We start from the raw sequence: 21,346 nt of genomic DNA on the forward strand, positions 1-21,346 counted from the left end.
CTGCGATGCCACATCCTCGCTGTTTCGAGGGGCACACGTCGACATGCACCGTCATATCTTTGCGATTGCCGCGATCGGCCAGGCTATCGCGTTCGCTCCACCAGTACTGCCGCAGGTGCAGACTGTTTCCGAAGGTGCGGGCCTCACCGATCTCGCATCCCTGAAAGTGGCCGCAGAGGCGATCGACCCGCTCGCCGAGGCGGCGAAATCGGAGGGTGCGTGGTCTGTCTATCTGGAAGCACTGGAAGCTGAGAACGGCCCCGCAGAGGAACAGGCGCACGCACTAAACCGCATCGGCGACAGCCGCTACTACCAGCAGGACATTGCCGGCGCGCTCGCATCCTCGCTCGAAGCGGAAAAGCGACTGATCGCCGCACGGGCGACCCGTGGTGAAGCCATGGCGGGGACATTGGCCAACATCGCGACCTTCTACACAGGGGTAGGGCAGCCGGAGAAGAACGTCCCACTGCAGGAGCGGTCGCTTAAGATACGGACCGCCTTGTATGGCCAGGACCCCGAAGGGATTGCCCCTCCCGATGCCAAGGCACTCGGGCTGGGATATCTGAATTACGCCGCCGCGCTGTACGAAGCGAACCGCTTCGGTGACGCCGCGGAATATGTCGATCCCGCTATCAAGGGCCTGATTCGTGGCGGGATGACCGACACCACGCTCTTCGTGGCGCTCTCGACCGGAGCGAATATCTACATTGATGCCGGTCGCCAGGTCGATGCCTTGCGTCTCGCGAGGCAGGGGATCGCGATGGCGAACGAGCTGCTCCCGGAGGAGCACCCGTTCCACGGTTTCGCGCAAGGAACCTTGGCCAAGGTCCTGCTGCAGGCGGGACGATACGAGGAAGCCGAACAACCTGCTCGAACTGCACTCGATATAATGACCGAAAGGCTTGGCCCGACACATCGCAATACCTTGGTCGCACTGCACAATCTGGGCGTGGTCCAGATGCGCCTCGGGCAGTATGACGAAGGCATCGCACTCATGCTGGCGCGGCACGAGCGATTGATGGAGATCAGTCCCGCAGAAGCGGTGAACTCGTTGCTCTCCGCATCAAACGCCGCGATCGAAGCCGGCCGTGACGACGACGCCATGCATTTCGCGTTCAAGGCTGCGGATCTGGCACGAGAATTGCCGGCCGAAGACGACAAGGCGCTGCGCGGCCTCCTCACGTTGTCGCAGCGTCTCGATGAGAGCGGACAACCCGAGGCTGCGCTCGACATCCTCGATGAAATCGAAATGCGCGTGAACAGCAGCGGGCGCGAGCTACCTGTCGATGCAGCTATTCAACGTGGACTGTCACAGGTTCGCGCAGGACAGGATGAGGGTTGGGAGCACGTAGCAAGGGCACGCGCGCAGATCGTCGACAAGATGATCCAGGATGCGACCAGCTTCGAACTCGATGCGGATCTTGAAAATTACTTCGACTCGATCCTGCTGATCGCCGAAGCCGCGATCATTTCCGACCGCGCCGATGATGCGCTCAATGCATTCGAACTGGCCAGTTGGGGCGTCAACGCCCGTGCGCGCCAATTGGCCAAGCTGCGTCACGGCCAGTTCGACAGGCCCGACCTTGCTGCCGATATCGAGAGGCTCCGCAGCGGGACCGCGCGCCTTCGGTTGCTCGCGCGCGAGCGGGCGGCGATGCTGGCCGCGGGGCGATCCGAGGCGATCGGCGAAGTCGAGCGGGAAATCGCCGACCTCGAGCGATCGGTGAGCGATGCCGAAGCGGCCTTGCGCACGGCGCTTCCCGAATTTGATACGACGCGGCGACCGGTCGATGTATCAATCGAGACCGTGCAAGCCCGATTGCGGCCGGACGAAGCCTTGCTGATCGCAATGCCTGCCAAGCGGGGGATGCTCCTGATGGCCGTGACCTCCGAAACGGCGGTGATGAAAGTGGGGCCGGGGGGGCGCGCAACCATCCGGACGTTCGTGGAACGATTGCGTTTGGCACTCGACGCGGGCGAAGGTGCAGACGCATTCCCATTCGACGATGCGAAGGCGTTGCACGACCTCGTCCTGTCGGCCGAAATCGCAGCGGCGCTCAATGGAAAGACCCGGGTATCCTTGGTTACGAGCGATGCTCTCTCGCGTCTGCCATTTTCCGCTTTGCTGTCTTCCGTGCCCGACCGACAGGTGCGGGACTTCAGCGAGATGGAATGGCTGGTCCGCCATCACGCATTCGCGACGGTTCTTTCGCCTTCCGCTGTACTGGGCTCGAGACAAGATGGGGGTAATGCCGGGCGGTTTCTCGGCATAGGCGCCGCCGCAAATTCGGACGAAGCGTTCACTGGGGAAACGCGGGCGGTCGTGGCAACCGCCGTGGATTTGCGATCGCTGCCCTCGCTGCCTGCGAGCCGCGAGGAGGTCCGGCTTGCGGGGGAGGTCAGCGGCGCCAGCGAGCGCATCCTCCTCGTCGGTGGGGACGCAACCGAAGCCCGGCTTCGGCTGCTGGCTGAAGCAGAATACAGTGTAGTCCTGTTCGCCACGCACGGTCTCATGGAAGGGGAACTGGGCGGTCTACGGGAACCGGCGCTCGTCCTGACGCCCGGATCGGGAACGGGCGGTACGACCGACGACGGCATCCTGCTTGCCGGTGAAATTGCGGAGCTTGGCCTTTCGACCCAGATCGCGATCCTCTCCGCATGCAACACCGCCGCGGGACGCACTCATGCTGCTCCTGCCTATACGGGTCTTGCAAATGCCTTTCTCGCGTCGGGAAGCGAGCGCGTGATGCTCTCGCATTGGCGGGTCCAGGACGAAGCCGCGTCGCAGCTGACCGTGGAATTCGTTAAGCGCCTGCGTGATGGGCACGCCCACGCGGACGCTCTTCGTCTTGCCCAATTATCGATGCTGGAGGGCGAAACGGACAGCGGATCCGCCAATCCTGCCCGGTGGGCAAGCATGGTGCTCATCGACGGTCGATAAATGTCGCGTCCGCTATGTCGACAGTCCCGAAACAGGCGACAGGATCCCCCGCCGGAGCTTGCGCGCAAAGCGGTTCTAGCAGGTTGCCAGCCAGCTCATCATCGAACTGATTTTACTGTCGGCACCGGTGGCGTAGCCGGCGGCTTGGCTGTCCGCCCAGCTTTCAGCCCTGGCGTGCATTTTGTCGAAATAGCTCAGATCGCTGTCTTCCCGCATGTCGCGACGTGCCTGACGCTGCCAATAGCGATGGCGGATTCCCGCACGAGCGGCTGACAATTCTTCGCGCAGGTTCGCAACGAATGCCGAATCCTGGGAGCTCCCCAGGATATCGGACCAACGCTGCCACAGCGCGGAGCATTGCAGCATCTCACCGATTGTTTCGGGCGAGGTATAGGACTCCGCCAATCCTCGATCATAGGCTGCATTGTGCATGGCAGCGCTTTCCGCGCCGTCCCGGAGGACCTGTTGCGGCTGAGCAAGCGCCATATTCGGCAGAAAGGACACGCCTGCCGAAAGGGCTAGCGCCAGAGCGCCGCTACCCAAGAGTCTACGTCGCGCACACATTTCACTTTTCCCCTCAGGTTCTGCGCACTGCCTCGATGGAAGCGCAAGCACGGTTTCACCGGCGCCTCAGTCTTCCTTGCAGACCCGCCCGCCGCCGGTGCCCTTGTAGGTGGTGCAGACGACGACACCGCTGCCCGGTTTCGGTCTGCTCGAACTTCCGCTGCCAAGCGATCCGACGTAGGGCGCATTCGCCCGCCGCGCCTGCGCCGCGCGATCGTCGGCCGCGCGCTGCGCCCAGCGTTGCGCTTCCGATTGGGTCTGGCGCATCATCCGCATGCGGCGTCTATACTCTGCATCGACCAAGCGGGTGGCGGGCGGATTATACTGCCAGTAATGCTTGTTCGCGATCGCATAGATCGCTTCGTCGCTCCATCGACGTAGCCCGGACGCGCCCGCTTCCACGACCAGCTGGCCGAGCAGATCGCCATCCTCGTTCGGCTTGAACAGGTCTTTGCCGTATGGGTAATTGTAGACGAGGTAATTGGCGATTTCGCCGAGATCGCCCGTTCGTGTCGCATAAGACCGGAGCGCCGCGGCTGACAGGGTGCCCAGCGAATTGAGCTCGCCCTCTACCGCTGCGGCGTCGCGCTCCGCCAGTTCGACGTAGAGGTCGGAACAGTCCTGTGCGACGGACAGGACGTAACGCTCGAGCGCGGGGCGCCCGTCGCTCTTTCTCATCCCGTCCCAGACGGCTCGAACTTGCCGATCCGCCTCGTTGCGAAGGTTCGGATCATTCCGTGTCACTTCGGCAAAATGGCCCATCGCACGGTTGGATGAAACGGACAGTTGAATGTCTTCTTTCTCGGCGAACTGCATCGCCAGACCGCATTCGTAGATCAGTTCGGCGTCTTCCGTATTGGCGCGTAGGGGAGCTGCCGCCACCAGCAAGCAAGCCGCCGCGCAAAGCGCGAGGACGCCGGGGGACGCGTGGAGCGTGTCGCGGCGTCCTGGGAGGGCGGACGGCATCACGACTGGATAACGGCCATTTCGCGATCGCAGTCGCGCGCGCGTTTCAACATGTGGTTGCGCGCCTCGTCCGCCCCCATCACACGCGCCCGCTTGTTGTACTTGGCCTTGGCCGTCTGGATCGCTTTTTCGCCGTCGAGACCGGTCCGCTGTTCGATGATCCTAACCAAGCCGATCCATTCCGCCGATCCATAATTTAGGCTCACGTCGCTGCCTTCTGCGATCGAGACGACATATGCACAGCCTGCGCTCATCTCGAGCAGCTTCTTCGGGCTCGGATCTTTCGCAAGGACTGGCTGCGAGAACGCGAGCAGCGCGGTGCCACAGGCCAGCGATATCAGAAATTTCGGCGTCATGGTTTTCCCCTCGGTTCGGTCGGATCCGATTACCGAAGGACGCCGTCTCCGGAAATTTACAAATGCTGTTAAGAAGATGACGAAGGCCTCTCGACAGGAGGTGAGGAGCTCTCGGGATACTCGTTGCTTGGTCCCGCCCCCCGGGCGGGCCATCGCCGGGGGGCAGGCCTCTCAGGTTACAGGCCGATTATGCCTGGCTTCGGTCAGAAGCGATAGCTTACGCCTGCGCTCAATACCCACGGGTCGAGCTTGTGTTCGGTTTCGATTGCGAGCGTGTCGCCGGCATACCAGCGCGCGGTCGTGTCGACGAAATAGCGTTTCGCGTCGATCGTCAGGCCGAGACCGCTGTCGCCAAGCGCGATATCGGTACCTGCCTGCAGCACGAGGCCGAATTCGTCCGACAGCGTGGTGCGCGTCACACCGAGCGGAATGGTGTCCGCACCCGGTTCGACATCGACCCACCAGAAATAGGTGGCCCCGGCACCGAGATAGGGTTTCACGCCGCCGAGATCGAAATGGTACTTCGCCGTGAAAGTTGCGGGGATGACCTTGGCGTCTGACACCAGCTCTGCACCCGGCAGCCCGGCCACCGCATCGACATCATGTTGTGTCACGCAGCAGATCGTCTCGATCGAGAAATTCGGCGCGGCGAAATATTCGATTGCCAGCGTGGGTACGAAATTGTCGCTCGCCTCGGTCTGCGTCGTGGCGGGAAGGCCCACGATATCCGTGTTGATATCGGTGATTTTGCCATCGGGTGCGACAAGGGTGCCGAGCAGCTTTACCTGCAGCTTGCCGTCGTTGTCCGCGGCTTGGGCAGGTGCGGCGAACATTGCCGTACCGGCCAGCGCAGCTACCAGAAACTTCTTCATTCGATCGTCCTCGAGCGCGGCAGTGGCCGCCCCATGCGGCCCAGGGATGTTGCAGCGCTGGGATGGCTGTGGCGCGAAAATTTCTTGCCGGCATTGATCTGGGTCAAGGAAGCGCCGGCTTATCGGGGCGAGGGCGGCTTCATGATCACACCAGCCGAACCCTTCCAGCGATTTGCCAACCGGATACTTCCCGCAAATCTGTCGGATACCGTATACTTCCGGTTCCAGGCGCTCGCCCGGGCAAGCCGGCTTGCCAAGGCGCATTCGCTGGATTTCGCGGGGGCGGGCCAGCAGATCGTCTTCGTCGTCGACGGGGCTACCAAGCTGGTGGCGCACGCGTCAGAGTCGCGCGACCAGATCGTCGCTTTCCAGTTCGCTGGCGAGGTCTTCACTGTCCCCGGTCCCGACAACTATTCCTACTCCGTCAGCGCGCTCAAGGACTGCGACATCCTGGCTTTCGACTCGGCCGAATTCCTCCGGCTGGCATCGAGCGAAGCGGGGGTCCTCCACCACTTGCTGGAAAACACCACGCTTTCGCTGCGCCGGTGCCGCGAGAAGACGATCGCGCTGGGCCGCAAGACTGCCGGCGAACGCATCGCCGTGTTCCTGGTCGGGATGGCCGAGCGGATCGGGGTCGAGCAGGACGGCCGGCTGGTTCTCGAATTGCCGATGTCCCGCCGTGACATCTCGGACAGTCTCGGGCTCACGATCGAGACTGTCAGCCGTCAACTATCGAAGCTCAGGGACGACGGGGTGATCGAGACGGTGGGCCGTTCAGGCGTGATTTTGAACGCCCTCGAGAGCCTCCGCGACCGGGCAGGTTTCCTGCGCGAGGCCGCGTGAAATCTTTTCCGAATTTGATCTGGGTCAATGCCCTTCGCGGGATACCCGCTTAACCCCCTGCAAAAGGACGGAGAATTCTATGCAAGCGGAAACGGCGCTGGGCCGGGTGGGCCTGTGGTTCCTGGTCATGCTGGTCGCGATGGCGGCAGCGCTCGGGGCGGCGGATAGCGGCTTCGCGGCGCACGCCTGGATCATTGCGGCCCTTGGTTTCGTGATGATCTGGGTCAGCGCCTCGCGGTTCGACCCGCTGGGCAAGGCGCGGGGCTTCTTCAAGCTTCCTGACGGACCTTCGCGGTATGACGACGATCCCATTCGCTGGGGCGTCATCGCCACCATGTTCTGGGGCCTCGCGGGCCTTCTGGCGGGCGTTTTCATCGCTGCCCAGCTGGCTTATCCGCAGCTGAATTTCGAACCCTATCTCAATTTCGGACGCCTGCGTCCGCTGCATACCAGCGCGGTGATCTTCGCCTTCGGCGGCAACGCCCTGCTGGCGACGAGCTTCTACGTCGTGCAGCGCACCTGCCGCACACAGCTGGCTTTTCCCAATCTCGCGCGGTTCGTCTTCTGGGGCTACCAGCTGTTCATCGTGCTGGCAGCGACCGGCTACCTGCTCGGCATTACCCAGTCGAAGGAATATGCCGAGCCCGAATGGTACGTCGACTTGTGGCTGACGATCGTCTGGGTTGCCTATTTCGTGGTCTTCGTCGGCACGCTGGCGCGCCGCAAGGAACCGCATATCTACGTCGCCAACTGGTTCTATCTCGCCTTCATCGTGACGGTTGCGATGCTGCACATCGTCAACAACCTGGCGATGCCGGTGAGCCTGCTGGGCGCCAAGAGCTACAGCGCGTTTGCCGGGGTGCAGGATGCGCTGACGCAGTGGTGGTACGGCCACAATGCGGTCGGCTTCTTCCTCACTGCTGGCTTTCTGGCGATGATGTATTACTTCGTCCCCAAGCAGGCTGAACGCCCGGTCTATTCCTACCGGCTGTCGATCATCCACTTCTGGTCGCTGATCTTCCTCTACATCTGGGCGGGCCCGCACCACCTGCACTACACAGCGCTGCCCGACTGGGCGCAGACGCTGGGCATGGTCTTCTCGATCATGCTGTGGATGCCGAGCTGGGGTGGCATGATCAACGGGCTGATGACCCTCAACGGGGCCTGGGACAAGGTTCGCACCGACCCGATCATCCGCATGATGGTAATGGCACTCGCCTTCTACGGCATGAGCACCTTCGAAGGACCGATGCTGTCGATCAAGAGCGTCAACAGCGTGTCGCACTACACCGACTGGACCATCGGCCACGTGCATTCGGGCGCGCTCGGCTGGAACGGCATGATCACCTTCGCCTGCGTCTATTTCCTCGTACCGCGCCTGTGGAAGCGCGAACGGATGTATTCGCTGCGCATGATCAACTGGCACTTCTGGCTCGCGACGATCGGCATCGTTTTCTACGCCGCGAGCATGTGGGTTGCCGGTGTCACCCAGGGCCTAATGTGGCGCGAATATGGGCCGGACGGATACCTGGTGAACAGCTTCGCCGACACCGTTGCCGCGCTGCACCCGATGTATGTCATGCGCGCCGCGGGCGGCCTGATGTACCTCGGCGGTGCCCTCATCATGTCCTACAACATCTGGATGACGCTGGCCGGGAAGCAGCGTGTCGAAGCTCCGCTCAACGACGCTGCCTACGATCCCGAAGCGGACCGTCCGATCGTCAACCAGCCCAGCGCCGTTCCGGCCGAATAGGATCACCCAAGCCATGACCGATCCCGTCGTCGAAGAAACCGTCAAGGGCCACAAACGGCTCGAGCGCAACATCACCTTGCTGGCCATCGGCACTTTCGTGACCGTCGCCATCGGCGGTCTCGTCCAGATCACGCCTTTGTTCTATCTCGACAATACCATCGAGGAGGTCGAGGGCGTGCGCCCGTACACCCCGCTCGAACAGGCAGGGCGCGACATCTACATCCGCGAGGGTTGCTACGTGTGCCATAGCCAGATGGTCCGCCCGTTCCGTGACGAGGTGGAGCGCTACGGCCACTACAGCCTCGCTGCCGAAAGCATGTACGACCATCCGTTCCAATGGGGCTCCAAGCGCACCGGTCCCGACCTTGCGCGCGTGGGTGGCCGCTATTCCGACGAATGGCACGTCCAGCACCTCGAGGACCCGCAAAGCGTGGTGCCCGAAAGCGTCATGCCGCAATACGGCTTTCTCAAGGAGACCGAACTCGAAATCGGCGATCCCGAAGCGACCATGGTCGCGCTCATGCGGGTGGGCGTGCCCTATACCGAGGAAGACCTCGCGAATGCCGAGGCCGATATGCTCGCGCAGGCGGATCCCGATCGCGATCCCGGCGATCTCGCGGCGCGCTATCCCAAGGCGCAGATCCGCGATTTCGATGGCAATCCCGACAAACTGACCGAGATGGATGCGCTCATCGCCTATCTGCAGATGCTTGGCACGCTCGTCGATTTCGACAGCGCCGCACCGCTCGAGGAACTGGCCGAGGAGAAGGGCCGATGAGCATCTACGAAACCCTGCGCCACTTCGCCGACAGCTATGCGCTGGTGCTGATGCTGGCGCTGTTCGTCGGGCTGTGCGCCTGGCCGTTCCGACCCGGCGCGAAAGAACGTAACCGCGACGCTGCAAACCTGATCTTCGAAGGAAAAGCCGATGGCGAATAAGCGCATCGACCAACCGACCGGCACGCCCACCGTCGGCCATGAATGGGATGGCATCGAGGAACTCGATACGCCGCTGCCGCGCTGGTGGCTGTGGACCTTTTATCTGACGATTGCCTTCGCGGTGGGCTATGTGATTGCCTATCCCGCCTGGCCGATGATCGACCGGGCGACCGAGGGCGTGCTGGGCTGGTCGAGCCGGGGGGAACTGGCAGAGGAAATGAGCGCTGCCGACCAGGCCCGCGCCACCGTGCGCGAGCAGCTGGCCCGCATTCCGATCGAACGCCTGCCCGAAGACGGCCCGCTGATGCAGCAGGCGGTTGCCGGTGGCGCAGCTGCGTTCCGCGTCAATTGCGTGCAGTGTCATGGTTCGGGCGCGGCGGGCAGCCAGGAACTTGGCTATCCCAACCTCAATGACGACGACTGGCTATGGGGCGGCGATCTCAAGGCGATCGAATACACGCTTGCGCATGGCATTCGCCAGGCTGGCGACGACGAGACCCGCAGCAGCGTCATGCCGCCCTTCGCGGGCGCGTTCGATACCGACCAGCTCAATGCCCTGACCGATCACGTTCTCGCCTTCAGTGGTAAGGCCGAGAGCAATCCGGTGGGTGCACAGATCTATGCCGACAATTGCGCTGCCTGCCACGGCATCCGCGGGGAAGGGGACCGGGCACAGGGCGCACCCACGCTCAACGATGCGATCTGGCTGCGGGGCAGCAGCCGCGAGGCTATCAAGCAGCAGATCCTCAATCCGCGCATGGGCATGATGCCCAAGTGGGAGGGCCGGCTCGATCCGGTGACGCTAAAGATGTTGGCGGCCTATGTACACTCGCTCGGGGGAGGCGAAGACTTCGTGGAAGTTGCCGAGGATCCCGAGGTAGCGGTCGATGAACAACCCTGAAGACAACAGGCCACCGGGTGAACGCGACTGGTCGGTAGTCGTCGAGGACGGCATCGCCAAGAGCAACCAGCCGGTCTCGGGTGCGATTGCCGATCCTGCGGCGACGACGCGTCGCCACGAACCGCACGAACCCGCGCGAGAGCACTTGCCCGAACGGCTCTACGAGCCGCGCAAGGCTGTGCACAACAAGCGGATCGACGGGCCTTTCCGCCGGTTCAAATGGCTGGTGATGCTGGTCACCCTGGGGATCTACTATGTAACGCCGTGGATCCGCTGGGACCGCGGCCCCTACGCGCCCGACCAGGCCGTGCTGGTGGATCTCGCCAATCGCCGCTTCTACATGTTCAGCATCGAGATCTGGCCGCACGAATTCTACTTCGTGGCCGGACTGCTGATCATGGCGGGGATCGGCCTGTTTCTCGTGACCAGCGCCGTAGGGCGCGCATGGTGCGGCTATGCCTGTCCGCAGACGGTGTGGACGGACCTGTTTCAGCACGTCGACCGCTTCGTCGACGGCGATCGCAATGCGCGCATCCGGCTCGACGCGGCACCGTGGACCTGGAGCAAGGTGGCGCGCCGCGCCTTCAAGTGGAGCATCTACCTGTTCATCGGGTTCTGGACCGGTGGCGCGTGGATCATGTATTTCGCCGATGCGCCCACGCTGGTCCAAAATTTCTGGCGCGGCGAGGCGGCTTCGGTTGCCTACATAACGGTCGCGGTGCTGACACTGACTACGGTCACGCTGGGCGGCTTCATGCGCGAACAGGTGTGCATCTACATGTGCCCCTGGCCACGCATCCAGACGGCGATGATGGACGAAAAATCGCTGCTGGTGACCTACAAGGACTGGCGCGGCGAGCCGCGCGGAAGCGTCAAGAAGGCAGCGAAGAACCCCGACCGGTTCGGCGACTGCATCGATTGCACCCAGTGCGTGCAAGTGTGCCCGACGGGGATCGATATCCGCGAAGGACCGCAGATCGGCTGCATCACCTGCGGGTTGTGCATCGATGCCTGCGACCGGGTCATGGACGATATCGGACGCCCGCGGGGTCTGATCGATTATGCGACGCTCGAAGATTGCGAGCGCGAGGCAGCCGGCGAAGCCGTGAAATCGCCCTGGCGCACGCTGCTGCGGCCGCGCACGATCGCCTATACGATGATCTGGGCTGGGATCGGCGGAGCACTGCTGTTCGCGCTGGGTACGCGCAGTCATACCGAACTGACCGTCGCCCCCGATCGCAACCCGCCCTTCATGCTCATGTCGGACGGATCGGTGCGCAATTCCTACACGCTCAAGATCCGCAACATGGAAAGCCGCCCGCGCGCCATGGAGATCGCGGTCGAGGGCCTGCCCGGCGCTCTCATGTGGACCGACACGATCAACCGCGACGAGGCCTCAGCCACGCAGCGGGTGACAGTGCCGGCCGATCTCGTGCGGGCAGTGCGCGCCTATGTCGCCGTGCCGGTCGGCACCGCACCGCAGCAATTCGAATTCCGCGTCACCTCGCTCGACGAGCAACGTGAAACGGATGTGGTGGAAACGCGCTTCGATGCACCGGAGGATGAATGATGCGCCGTGAATTCACAGGACGGGACATGGCCATGGTCATGGTCGCCGGTTTCGGGATCGTGGTTGCGGTGAATTTCTACATGGCCTCGCTCGCGATCGGCGGTTTCGGCGGCGTGGTGGTCGAGAACTCCTATGTCGCGAGCCAGAAGTTCAACGGCTGGCTCGACGAGGCGCGCGAGGGCCGCAAGCTTGGCTATGCTGCGCAGATGGCTCGCGCCGCGGACGGCAGGCTGATGGTAACGACGCAGGGTGTGCCGGCGGCGGCACGCCTCTCCGCCGATTTGCGGCGACCGCTCGGCCGGCCGCAGGACATGTCCTTGCAGCTGGAGCAGGCAGGGGCGGGCAGCTATCTCTCTGCCGAAACCCTGCCCGCGGGCCGCTGGATCGCGCGCGTTACCATCGCCGTCGGTGACCAGCGCTGGATGGATGAAGCGGAAGTGCAATGAACGCCCCGCTTGCACTCGACACGCAGGGTAGCATGCCCTTGCGCGACAGCCGGTTCACCGTGCCGGGGATGCGCTGTGCCGGGTGCATATCGAAGATCGAGCGCGGGCTGGCGAAGCTCGAAGGTGTCGACGCGGCGCGGGTGAACTTCTCCGCCAAGCGTGTCGCCGTCCGCCATCACGCGCGACTGGGTGAGGATGACCTGGTCGAAGCGATCGCCGCCATCGGGTTCGAGGCCCAGTCCGTGGCCGACAATCCGATGGCGCGCGACGACCGCGAATCGGCGGCGCTGATGCGGGCGCTCGCCGTGGCCGGCTTCGGCATGATGAACATCATGCTGCTTTCGGTCAGCGTATGGTCGGGCGCGGAAGGGGTTACGCGCGACCTGTTCCACTGGCTGTCGGCGATGATTGCCCTGCCGGTGGTGGCCTATGCCGGCCGGCCTTTCTTCGCGAGCGCTGCAATGGCACTGCGCCACCGACGCACCAACATGGATGTGCCGATCTCCATCGGGGTCCTGCTGGCGACGGGCTTGAGCCTCTACGAGACCATCGCGGGCACGGGCCATGCCTATTTCGACAGCGCGGTCATGCTGCTGTTCTTCCTGCTTGCCGGGCGCGCGCTCGACGCGACGATGCGCAACCGGACGCGCGCAGGAATCGGGGCCCTGCTGTCGCGGATGGGTCGCAGCGCGATGGTCCTCGATGAAAGCGGGGCGCATCGCACCGTCGCTGCGGAGGATCTCGAGCGGGGCATGCTGATGATCGTCGCGGCGGGCGAGGCGCTCGCAGCCGATGGCGTGATAGAGGAAGGCGAGACGACGCTCGACAATGCCATGCTGACCGGGGAAAGCGCACCGCAGGCGGCACGGGTCGGCGATACGGTTTATGCCGGGGCGATCAATCTTGGGAATGCAGTGCGCGTGCGGGTGACAGAGGCCGCTTCGGATACGGCGCTCGCGGGGATCGCGCGGCTCATGGACGAGGCGGGCCAATCACGCAGCCACTATGTCCGCATTGCGGATCGCGCATCCCGGCTTTACGCCCCGGCGGTGCACTCGCTCGCGCTGCTGGCCTTTGCCGGGTGGATGATCGCCGGGGCGGGTTGGTACCAGTCGCTGGTGATCGCGATTGCGGTGCTGATCATCACCTGCCCGTGCGCAATGGGGCTCGCGGTACCGGCAGCGCAGGTCGTGGCGTCAGGGGCGCTCGCCAAAAACGGCCTGCTGGTCAAAGATGGCAGCGCGCTAGAACGGCTTGCCGAAATCGATACCGCGCTGTTCGACAAGACGGGCACGCTGACCGTGGGCGAGCCGGTGCCCGCCTTGGGCCATCTTACCGACCGGCAGGCAGCGATCGCCCTGGCACTTGCCCGCACCAGCCGCCATCCGCTGAGCAAGAGCATCACCCGCGCGCTCGAAGGGCGCGGCGTGCAACCCGTCGACTTGTCGAGTGTGCAAGAAACGGGCGGCAATGGTGTCTCCGCTGTCTTCGGCGGTATCGCAGTCGCGCTCACCCGCCCCGATACCGACGGGTTCCGTATCGCTACCGGACTGCGCATCGGCGACGAGGTCACGAATATCGCGTTCGACGACCCCGTTCGGCACGATGCCCAGGCGACATTGGACGAGCTTGCCGCTGCGGGCATTGAAAGTGCGGTGGTCTCGGGTGACAGGGCGGGGCCGGTGAGCGCGGTCGCCGGCGACCTGGGGCTCGAGTGGAAGGCCGAACTTCACCCCGACGCCAAGCTTGCACATATCGAAAAACTCAAATCGGCCGGGCATCACCCGCTCATGGTGGGGGATGGCATCAATGACGGCCCGGCGCTGGCCGCGGCGCATGCTTCGATAGCGCCGGGCAGCGCCAGCGATGTGAGCCAGCAGGCAGCCGATGCGGTCTTCCTCGGACGGTCGCTGCGTCCCGTCGTGCTGGCGGTACGGGTCGCCCGCCGGACCATGCGGATCGTGCGCCAGAACTTCACTTTCGCGATCGTCTACAATGTCTTTGCCGTGCCACTGGCGCTGGCCGGTCTTGTAACGCCCTTGATCGCAGCGGTGGCGATGTCGCTCAGCTCGCTCGTCGTGGTAGGCAATTCGCTCAGGCTTGCCAGGGCGGCGCAATGAGCGGCCTCGCCTTCCTGATCCCGATTGCGCTGGGCCTTGGGATGCTCGGTCTCGCCGCGTTCTTCTGGGCCATGAAGCGGGGCCAGTTCGAGGATCTCGATGGCGCTGCGCAGCGTATCCTGATCGACGATGAGGAAGACGAGCGATGACCGTATCCGTGCTACCGGGCATCCTCGTGTTGCTGCCACTCGCGGTCGGTCCGCTGCCGCAGCCCGCACGGACCATCACCGCCGATCTGTGCAACGGCGGATCGGTGGAAATTCCCGTCGATCGCAACCCGGCGCGTGAGGAGCCCTGCGCCGTGAAGGCGTGCCACGCAGGTTCATGTCGCAAGAGATTTGATCTGGCGCAATGACGCGAATGGTGCGCGCCTTCAAGAAGGCCCGCATGTGGACATATTACCCCGATCTGCTCGCCAGGCCCGTGCCGCGTTACACGAGCTATCCCACCGCCGCCGAATTCGGCGACATCGATACCGGCCTCTACCGGCAAGCGCTGAGCGGAGCAGGAGGCGATATCTCGCTCTACGTCCACATCCCGTTTTGCGAGAAGATATGTTACTATTGTGGATGCAACACGGCTGCATCGGGCCGGCGTCAGCGGCTCGAGACCTATCTGGCCGCCCTCCACCGCGAGATCGAGCTGGTCGCTGCGCTGCTGCCGGATTCTGCCCGGATCGCGCGGGTCGCCTTCGGTGGGGGCAGCCCGAATGCCATCGAGCCTGGCGACTTCCAGCGATTGGTCGACAGCCTGCTTGCAAACCTTCATGTGTCCAATCCGACCTTCTCGATCGAGTTCGACCCGCGGACCATGACGCGGGAATGGGCCGATGTGATCGGGCAGGTCGGTATCGAACGCGCCAGCCTCGGCGTACAGACCTTCTCGGCCCAGTGTCAGGAGGCGATTGGCCGCGTGCAATCGGAGGATTGCATCGTCCAGACCGTCGACTGGCTGCGTGGGGCGGGGGTGACGTCGCTCAACTTCGATCTGATGTACGGTCTGCCGGGCCAGACGATGCATGACCTGGAAGACAGTTTGCAGCGCACCCGTGTGCTCGGCGCCGACCGGGTCGCGCTGTTCGGCTATGCTCATGTGCCGCACATGGTACCGCGGCAGCGGGTGATCGATGGCAGCAACCTGCCAGACCAGCGCGAACGCTTTGCCATGGCCCAGATGGGATACGCCTATTTCGCCACGCATGGCTACACGCCGATCGGCTTCGACCATTTCGCCAAGCCGGGGGGAGACCCGCTCGCCCGTGCGGCGCTGGACGGGACGTTGCGGCGCAACTTCCAGGGGTTCACCGACGATCCCAGCGACATCCTGATCGGGCTGGGCGCGTCGGCAATCAGCAGCTTCCCGCAATTGCTCGCGCAGAACGAGAAGAACAGTGGCCGCTATCGCATGCTCAGCTCGCAGGGACACCTGCCGGCCGGTCGCGGCATCGTCCGCAATCCCGACGACCGTTACCGCGCAGCGGTGATCGAACGGCTGCTGTGCCAGGGCCGCGCGCAGTTAGGGGCGTGCCTCATGCGGGAAGCGAACGAGACGCTCCGCCCGTTTCTCGAACGAGGGTTGGCGTCTATCGACGGGCAATGGCTTACCATCTGTCCGGAGGGGCTCCCCTATGCGCGAACGATCGCCGCAGCGTTCGACGCGTATCGGCAGCCGAGCGCTCGGCAGTTCAGCTCCGCGGTCTGAGCGTCAGCGGCCATACCGGCGCGCTGCGAAGGACAGCGCAGTCAGAGCGAGCGAACATCCCGCCAGCAGCGCACAGGTCCCGGCCCAGCCGTAGATGTCATAGGCCAGCGTCCCGGCATAGCTGCCGATTCCGCCGCCGATGAACATGATCACGACATAGATGGTGGTCAGCCGGGTGCGGATCGCGGGATCGAGCGAGAGGAAGGTCATCCGGCCGGTGACGTCGATTCCCGGTCCGACGAGATTGGCGATGAACAGCGGCACCAGCAGCCCCCACAGCGTCCCGCCCAGCGGCCACAGCAGCAGGATCCCGACGAGCTGTATCGAGGCGAAGACCATTCGCGCAGTGCGCGGGCCGATCGCATCGGACCAGCGGCCTAGCCATGGCGTGGAGGCGATGCTTACCGCCGCCAAGCCTGCAAGGTAGCCGACCGTGTCGGTGCCATACCCCATCGGCGGTGAGGTGAGATAAAGCGCCAACCCGAGCCAGAGCGCGATGAATTGTGCGAAGTTCAAGCCCTGAATGGCGCCGGCAATGAGGATTTCGCGGTGGCGCGATAGTAGCGGAAACACCGAGAGGATGAGCCCGGTATAGGACTGCCTTCCGCTGGCCGGCCGCTCGCCACCTTCCATCAGTCGGGGCAGGGCGAGAGTGACTGCAAGCATCAGCCCGGTCGCGGCCCAATAGACCGCGCGCCAGCCGAAATGCTCGGCGACGACGCCCGCGCCCACCCGGGCGACGAGAATGCCCAGGATGACGCCCGCAGTCAGCTTGGCAGTGACCTGTCCCAACCGTTCGGGAGCCACGCGTTTGGAAGCATATGCGGGCAGCAAGTACGGTGCGATCGTGAAGAACCCCAGCAGCGTCGATCCGAGCACGAAAAGCGTAAAGCCCTGTGCGAACGTCATGACCGCCAGCGATACCGTCTGTCCTGTGGCAAACGCGATGGTGAGGCGGCGGTTGGAAAACCTGTCGCCCAGCGGCAACAGCAGGAAGATGCCGACAGCCAGAGCGAGCTGGTTGAGCGCCGGGACCAGTCCGATCCGTGCGTGGCTGACCCCGAAGTGGTCGGCAACCAGCGCGATGATCGGATGGATGTAATAGGCGTTCGCCGTCACCACCGCCGCGGCGATCGCGAGCGAGGTTTCCTGCGCGGCCGTCAGTCGTGCCGTATGGTTCAACCGAGGTGACCCGCCTTGCGCGCCATCGCGATGACGCCTTGCGCGAGGACATCGGGCTGATCTTCCTGGCAGAAGTGACCGCAGGTGCCCAGCGTCTGGTGCGGTTGCCCCGCAGCGCCCGCAATTCGTTCGATCAAATGCTTCTCAGCGCCGCGGGTGATGGGATCGTCTTCGCCGAATAGGGTGAGGAACGGCTTGTCGTAAGCGGCAAGCGCGGGCCAGGCTCGCTTGTTTTCCTCGACCCCCGGCATCCCGTCAGCCGCAGGGACCAGCGCCGGGAAGGCGCGGGCGCCCGCTTTCGAAGGCTCATCGGGGAAGGGCGCGTCATAGGCAGCGATCTCCGCCTCGCTTCGCGGCGTCGCGGTGGCGCGGTCGAGCAGCGCGCCGATCCTGAAATCGGGCGAACTTCGTGCAAACTCACGCCAGGCCAGGAAAGCTTCGCTTGGCGTGCCGCCTGCGGGCAGAAAGGTGTTGCTGGCGACGACGCAGGAAAACAGATCGGGATCGTCGGCAACCATCCGCAGCCCCAGCAGTCCCCCCCAATCCTGACAGAACAGCGCGGCCGGGCGCGGTTCGACTGCAGCGCGCCACTGCTTGAGCCAGTCGACATGGCGGGCATAGGTGTAGAACGCGATGTCGTCGGGCTTGTCGCTTTTTCCGAAGCCGATCAGATCGGGCGCGAGCACGCGGAAGCCAGCCTCCACCAGCGGCGGGATCATCTTGCGATAGAGGAACGACCAGCTCGGCTCGCCATGGAACAGCAGGACGGGCGGGGCATCGCGCGGCCCCTCGTCGACGTAATGCTGGCGAGCCTTAAGGCCATCGCCGAGGTCGACCTCGAACCAGTGCTCGGCAAACGGATAGTCAGGAATGCCGGCAAAGCGTTCGGCGGGCGTGCGCAGGATCTGCAAAGGTTTCTCCTCCCAGGCGACCGATGATCCGGTCCTGATTCGAAACCTTAAGGCGTCGGATGACTGGTGTCACCCAAGTGGCTGACCGGAACCGTTTCCTTGAAGGTATGCGTCACATAGGGGAAGGGGATTTCGATCTCTGCATCGTCCAGCGCCGCCTTGATTGCGCGGATGACCTTGTCCTTGCTTTCCCAGCCGTCGCGCGGGGAAGATCCCGCCCACCAGCGCACCAGGAAATCGACCGAGCTGGAATTGAATTCCTGCGCGAAGATGTCGATCCCCTTGCTGGCGAGGACATGGTCGACCCCTTCGACCGCGCGCCGGATCACGCTTGCAGCATGGTCGAGCTGCGTGTCGTAGGAAACGCCGACCACTACCTCGTGGCGGCGCTGGCTTTCGTCGGTAACGATTTCGACGGGGTTCTTGAACAGGATCGAATTGGGCACGACGGTCAGTTCGCCCGAGAGCTTGCGAATATGCGTTTCGCGCAAGGTAATATGTTCGACCTTGCCCGAAATGCCCTCGCACTCGATGACATCGCCGATGCGCATCTTCTCGCGGACCATGATGAGCACGCCGGCGAGGAAGTTCTCGAACACGTCCTGAAAGGCGAAGCCGATGGCGACTGCGCCGATCCCGAGCCCGGCGAGCAGGCTGGCGGCGGTCAGGCCCGGCAGGACGACGACAGCCGCGATGAAGATCCCCGCGACCCAGATCCCCAGCTTGACCAGCGTGTCGATCAGCGTCTTGAGACTGGCCCGCAGGTCGGTCCGGCCGACCAGCATGTCCGAAATACGCGCAGCGAAGCGCGCGAGGATCCAGGTAATGAAAAGGATGAAGATCGCAATCGCGATGCTGGGAAGGCTCGCCACGAAACCTTCGCCCATGTCCTGCAGCTGTTCGCGCAGCGTATCGATGTAATTCACGAGTGCGAAACTCCCTTTGCGCTGCAACGCAACGCAAAGGGTGAGGTTCCTAGCCGGTGTGGGTCAGCTGACCCCGTGTTCCTTCCGGGCAAGTTCGTGCAGCCAGTCCGCATGGCGGGGCGCGGTCTTGGTCTCGCTCCATTCGTCGAGCATCATCGGCGCCACGCGCTTGAGTTCTGCATATTGTTCGTCGGTCCCGATATCGGCGGCCAATTCGACGCGGTGACCGTTGGGATCGAAGAAATAGATCGACTTGAAGATGCCGTGATGCGTCGGGCCGAGCACGTCGATGCCGAGGCTTTCGACGTGGTCCTTGGCGGCCAGAAGCTCGTCCTTGTTTGCCACCTTGAAGGCAAGGTGCTGGACCCAGGCGGGCGTGTTCTCGTCGCGCCCCATGTCCTTCTGGTTCGGCAGTTCGAAGAACGCCAGGATATTGCCGTTACCGGCATCCAGGAACACATGCATGTAGGGGTCGTACTCACCAGTCGAAGGGACATGGTCCTCGGCGAAGGCAGTGGTGTATTCCATGCCCAGCACCTTGCCGTACCATTCGACGGTTTCCTTGGCGTCCTTGCAGCGATAGGCCGCATGGTGGACGCCGCCCAGTTTCACCGGATGTTCGGTCACATCGCTCATTCTGCCGGCTCCTTCGCAGCGGCTTCGGCTTCCCCGACGGTCAGCGCGCCGCGCTTGATCTGGTCGCGTTCCATGCTTTCGAACAGCGCCTTGAAGTTGCCTTCGCCGAACCCATCGTCGCCCTTGCGCTGGATGAATTCGAAGAACACCGGTCCGACCTGCGCTTCGGCGAAGATCTGGAGCAGCAGGCGCGGCTGGCCGCCTTCGGTCGTGCCGTCGAGCAGGATGCCGCGCATCTGGAGTTCGTTCTCGTCTTCACCGTGGCCCGGCAGACGCTCGGAAAGCATCTCGTAATAGGTGGCGGGCGGGGCGGTCATGAAGGGCACGCCAAGCTGTTTGAGATTGTCCCAGCACTGCAGAAGATCGTCACAGATCAGTGCGATGTGCTGGATGCCTTCGCCATTGAATTCGCGCAGGAATTCCTCGATCTGGCCCTTGCCGCCTTCGCCTTCCTCGTTGAGCGGGATGCGGATCTTGCCGTCGGGTGCGGTCAGCGCTTTCGAGGTCAGTCCGGTGTATTCGCCCTTGATGTCGAAGAAGCGGATTTCGCGGAAGTTGAAGAGCGTTTCGTAATAGTCCGCCCAATATTTCATGCGGCCGTTGTAGACGTTGTGCGTGAGGTGATCGATCACGTTGAACCCGGCGCCGACGGGAAACTTCTCCGCGCCGTCGAGATATTCGAAATCGATATCGTAGATCGACAGGCCGTTGCCGTGGTCATCGGCATAGCGATCGACCAGGTAAACGATCGCGCCGCCGATGCCGCGGATCGCCGGGATCCGCAGTTCCATCGGGCCGGTTTCAACCGCGACAGGCTCGGCCCCGCGCCGGAGCAGTTCGTCATAGGCCTTCTTCGCATCGCGGACGCGGAAGCCCATGCCGCAGGCGGACGGGCCGTGCTCGCGGGCGAAGAACCATGCCGCGCTGCGCGGTTCATAGTTCAGGATCAGGTTGATCTGCCCCTGCCGCCAGAGTTCGACATCCTTCGAGCGGTGCGATGCGACGTGGGTAAACCCCATGGCCTTGAAAACCGGTTCGATGACGCCTTTTTCGGGGGCGCAGAATTCGACGAATTCGAAGCCGTCGAGGCCGATGGGGTTTTCAAACAGGTCGGGCATGGAAATCCTCTGGTACGGTGTTTGGTTGCAATGGAAACTAAATACCTGTCCAGGGTGGTTGTTGTCAAGCCGGGGAGGGGCTGGCGCCACGCGCTGTTCCGTCGGTGCGACGAACGGTCCCACGCGCAAGAATGCGCTTGCGCGAGCCGGTTAACTGTGATTCTGTCGAATGATGCGGCGCACTCGCTCTCGATCCCCGATTCAGCAGGCGAAGATCACCCAGCACACTGCGCTGGCGGCTTTGCTGGTGATGGGCGGTTTTGCCATTGCCGGGCCTTCGGGCCTGCTCGCGTGGAGCGAAAACCTGCGCGTGCTCGATCAGCGTGAGGCCCAGCTCGCTGCCTTGGAAGCGGAGCGCGAGGCGTTGAAGAACCGCGTCGCACTGCTGCATCCGGACCATGCCGATCCCGACATGGTCGGCGAATTGCTGCGCAGCCAGCTCAACGTCGTCCACCCCAACGAAGTGGTTATCAAGCTCGAGGACTGACTGCTTACGGAAACCACCGCTTTCCGTAAGGGTTTTCGTATGCATGCACGCTCTGCCGTTGCGCGGTACGCGTGGCTGTGCCTATAGGCGCAGCCGATATTCCTCCCCGGAAGA

General features: G+C 63.5%; 22 protein-coding genes. 13 read left to right on the top strand and 9 right to left on the bottom strand.

From position 1 onward, the window contains the following. The first annotated feature begins 43 nt into the window (after positions 1–43). Positions 44–2,941, top strand: coding sequence for a CHAT domain-containing tetratricopeptide repeat protein (locus tag GRI55_RS08180; RefSeq protein ID WP_160766791.1), 2,898 nt, complete (start codon positions 44–46; stop codon positions 2,939–2,941). A 75-nt stretch (positions 2,942–3,016) separates the two neighbouring features. On the opposite strand, the gene GRI55_RS08185 is transcribed toward GRI55_RS08180, so the two are convergent. The 4 genes from GRI55_RS08185 to GRI55_RS08200 all read right to left on the bottom strand — a co-directional run bounded on the left by GRI55_RS08185 (position 3,017) and on the right by GRI55_RS08200 (position 5,699). Then, entirely contained in the window at positions 3,017–3,373 is a 357-nt protein-coding gene (locus tag GRI55_RS08185; RefSeq protein ID WP_156494147.1) for a hypothetical protein, read from the bottom strand. A 198-nt stretch (positions 3,374–3,571) separates the two neighbouring features. Next, complete coding sequence (locus tag GRI55_RS08190; RefSeq protein ID WP_307019396.1) at positions 3,572–4,387, bottom strand: hypothetical protein; 816 nt, start codon at positions 4,385–4,387, stop codon at positions 3,572–3,574. Between the two features lie 83 nt (positions 4,388–4,470). Next, positions 4,471–4,827, bottom strand: coding sequence for a hypothetical protein (locus GRI55_RS08195; protein ID WP_063507157.1), 357 nt, complete (start codon positions 4,825–4,827; stop codon positions 4,471–4,473). Positions 4,828–5,030: 203 nt separating this feature from the next. Beyond that, positions 5,031–5,699, bottom strand: coding sequence for an OmpW/AlkL family protein (locus GRI55_RS08200; protein ID WP_050601270.1), 669 nt, complete (start codon positions 5,697–5,699; stop codon positions 5,031–5,033). A gap of 141 nt (positions 5,700–5,840) precedes the next feature. Here GRI55_RS08200 and GRI55_RS08205 point away from each other — a divergent pair, with 141 nt between their 5' ends. From GRI55_RS08205 to hemN, 11 genes are all read left to right on the top strand, one after another. After that, positions 5,841–6,542, top strand: coding sequence for a helix-turn-helix domain-containing protein (locus GRI55_RS08205; RefSeq protein ID WP_063507164.1), 702 nt, complete (start codon positions 5,841–5,843; stop codon positions 6,540–6,542). A gap of 79 nt (positions 6,543–6,621) precedes the next feature. Continuing rightward, a complete protein-coding gene (gene ccoN, locus GRI55_RS08210; RefSeq protein WP_160766793.1) occupies positions 6,622–8,295 on the top strand; it encodes a cytochrome-c oxidase, cbb3-type subunit I in 1,674 nt (557 codons plus the stop codon). Between the two features lie 13 nt (positions 8,296–8,308). Beyond that, entirely contained in the window at positions 8,309–9,073 is a 765-nt protein-coding gene (gene ccoO, locus GRI55_RS08215; RefSeq protein WP_050601273.1) for a cytochrome-c oxidase, cbb3-type subunit II, read from the top strand. Beyond that, the gene (locus GRI55_RS08220; RefSeq protein ID WP_063507159.1) at positions 9,070–9,234 is read left to right on the top strand and encodes a CcoQ/FixQ family Cbb3-type cytochrome c oxidase assembly chaperone; all 165 of its coding nucleotides are present in this window, start codon (positions 9,070–9,072) and stop codon (positions 9,232–9,234) included. The genes ccoO and GRI55_RS08220 overlap by 4 nt, the downstream gene beginning before the upstream one ends. Next, the gene (gene ccoP, locus GRI55_RS08225) at positions 9,224–10,135 is read left to right on the top strand and encodes a cytochrome-c oxidase, cbb3-type subunit III (RefSeq protein WP_063507160.1); all 912 of its coding nucleotides are present in this window, start codon (positions 9,224–9,226) and stop codon (positions 10,133–10,135) included. The genes GRI55_RS08220 and ccoP overlap by 11 nt, the downstream gene beginning before the upstream one ends. After that, entirely contained in the window at positions 10,122–11,705 is a 1,584-nt protein-coding gene (gene ccoG / locus GRI55_RS08230) for a cytochrome c oxidase accessory protein CcoG (RefSeq protein ID WP_160766794.1), read from the top strand. The genes ccoP and ccoG overlap by 14 nt, the downstream gene beginning before the upstream one ends. After that, complete coding sequence (locus GRI55_RS08235; protein ID WP_237452453.1) at positions 11,702–12,151, top strand: FixH family protein; 450 nt, start codon at positions 11,702–11,704, stop codon at positions 12,149–12,151. The genes ccoG and GRI55_RS08235 overlap by 4 nt, the downstream gene beginning before the upstream one ends. Beyond that, on the top strand, positions 12,148–14,271 hold the full coding sequence (locus tag GRI55_RS08240) for a heavy metal translocating P-type ATPase (protein WP_160766795.1): 2,124 nt from the start codon (positions 12,148–12,150) through the stop codon (positions 14,269–14,271). Before GRI55_RS08235 ends, GRI55_RS08240 begins: the two co-directional genes overlap by 4 nt. Continuing rightward, entirely contained in the window at positions 14,268–14,420 is a 153-nt protein-coding gene (gene ccoS / locus GRI55_RS08245) for a cbb3-type cytochrome oxidase assembly protein CcoS (RefSeq protein ID WP_050601277.1), read from the top strand. The genes GRI55_RS08240 and ccoS overlap by 4 nt, the downstream gene beginning before the upstream one ends. After that, a complete protein-coding gene (locus GRI55_RS08250) occupies positions 14,417–14,626 on the top strand; it encodes a hypothetical protein (protein ID WP_160766796.1) in 210 nt (69 codons plus the stop codon). Before ccoS ends, GRI55_RS08250 begins: the two co-directional genes overlap by 4 nt. 32 nt (positions 14,627–14,658) lie before the next feature. Next, the gene (gene hemN / locus GRI55_RS08255; RefSeq protein WP_160767060.1) at positions 14,659–15,972 is read left to right on the top strand and encodes an oxygen-independent coproporphyrinogen III oxidase; all 1,314 of its coding nucleotides are present in this window, start codon (positions 14,659–14,661) and stop codon (positions 15,970–15,972) included. Between the two features lie 3 nt (positions 15,973–15,975). Here hemN and GRI55_RS08260 read toward each other — a convergent pair whose 3' ends face one another. From GRI55_RS08260 to hppD, 5 genes are all read right to left on the bottom strand, one after another. Then, complete coding sequence (locus GRI55_RS08260; protein ID WP_160766797.1) at positions 15,976–17,154, bottom strand: MFS transporter; 1,179 nt, start codon at positions 17,152–17,154, stop codon at positions 15,976–15,978. After that, positions 17,151–18,065 carry a haloalkane dehalogenase gene (locus GRI55_RS08265; protein WP_160766798.1) on the bottom strand — a complete coding sequence of 305 codons (915 nt, stop codon included), beginning with the start codon at positions 18,063–18,065 and terminating at the stop codon, positions 17,151–17,153. The genes GRI55_RS08260 and GRI55_RS08265 overlap by 4 nt, the downstream gene beginning before the upstream one ends. A 47-nt stretch (positions 18,066–18,112) precedes the next feature. Then, a complete protein-coding gene (locus GRI55_RS08270; RefSeq protein ID WP_050601280.1) occupies positions 18,113–18,991 on the bottom strand; it encodes a mechanosensitive ion channel family protein in 879 nt (292 codons plus the stop codon). A gap of 63 nt (positions 18,992–19,054) precedes the next feature. Then, positions 19,055–19,627 carry a VOC family protein gene (locus GRI55_RS08275; protein ID WP_160766799.1) on the bottom strand — a complete coding sequence of 191 codons (573 nt, stop codon included), beginning with the start codon at positions 19,625–19,627 and terminating at the stop codon, positions 19,055–19,057. Further along, complete coding sequence (gene hppD / locus GRI55_RS08280) at positions 19,624–20,745, bottom strand: 4-hydroxyphenylpyruvate dioxygenase (protein WP_160766800.1); 1,122 nt, start codon at positions 20,743–20,745, stop codon at positions 19,624–19,626. Before hppD ends, GRI55_RS08275 begins: the two co-directional genes overlap by 4 nt. Positions 20,746–20,917: 172 nt before the next feature. On the opposite strand from hppD, the gene GRI55_RS08285 reads away from it, so the two are divergent. After that, a complete protein-coding gene (locus GRI55_RS08285) occupies positions 20,918–21,232 on the top strand; it encodes an FtsB family cell division protein (protein WP_050601354.1) in 315 nt (104 codons plus the stop codon). Positions 21,233–21,346: the final 114 nt, after the last annotated feature.

Source organism: Qipengyuania citrea (assembly GCF_009828015.1).
GTDB classification, from domain to species: domain Bacteria; phylum Pseudomonadota; class Alphaproteobacteria; order Sphingomonadales; family Sphingomonadaceae; genus Qipengyuania; species Qipengyuania citrea.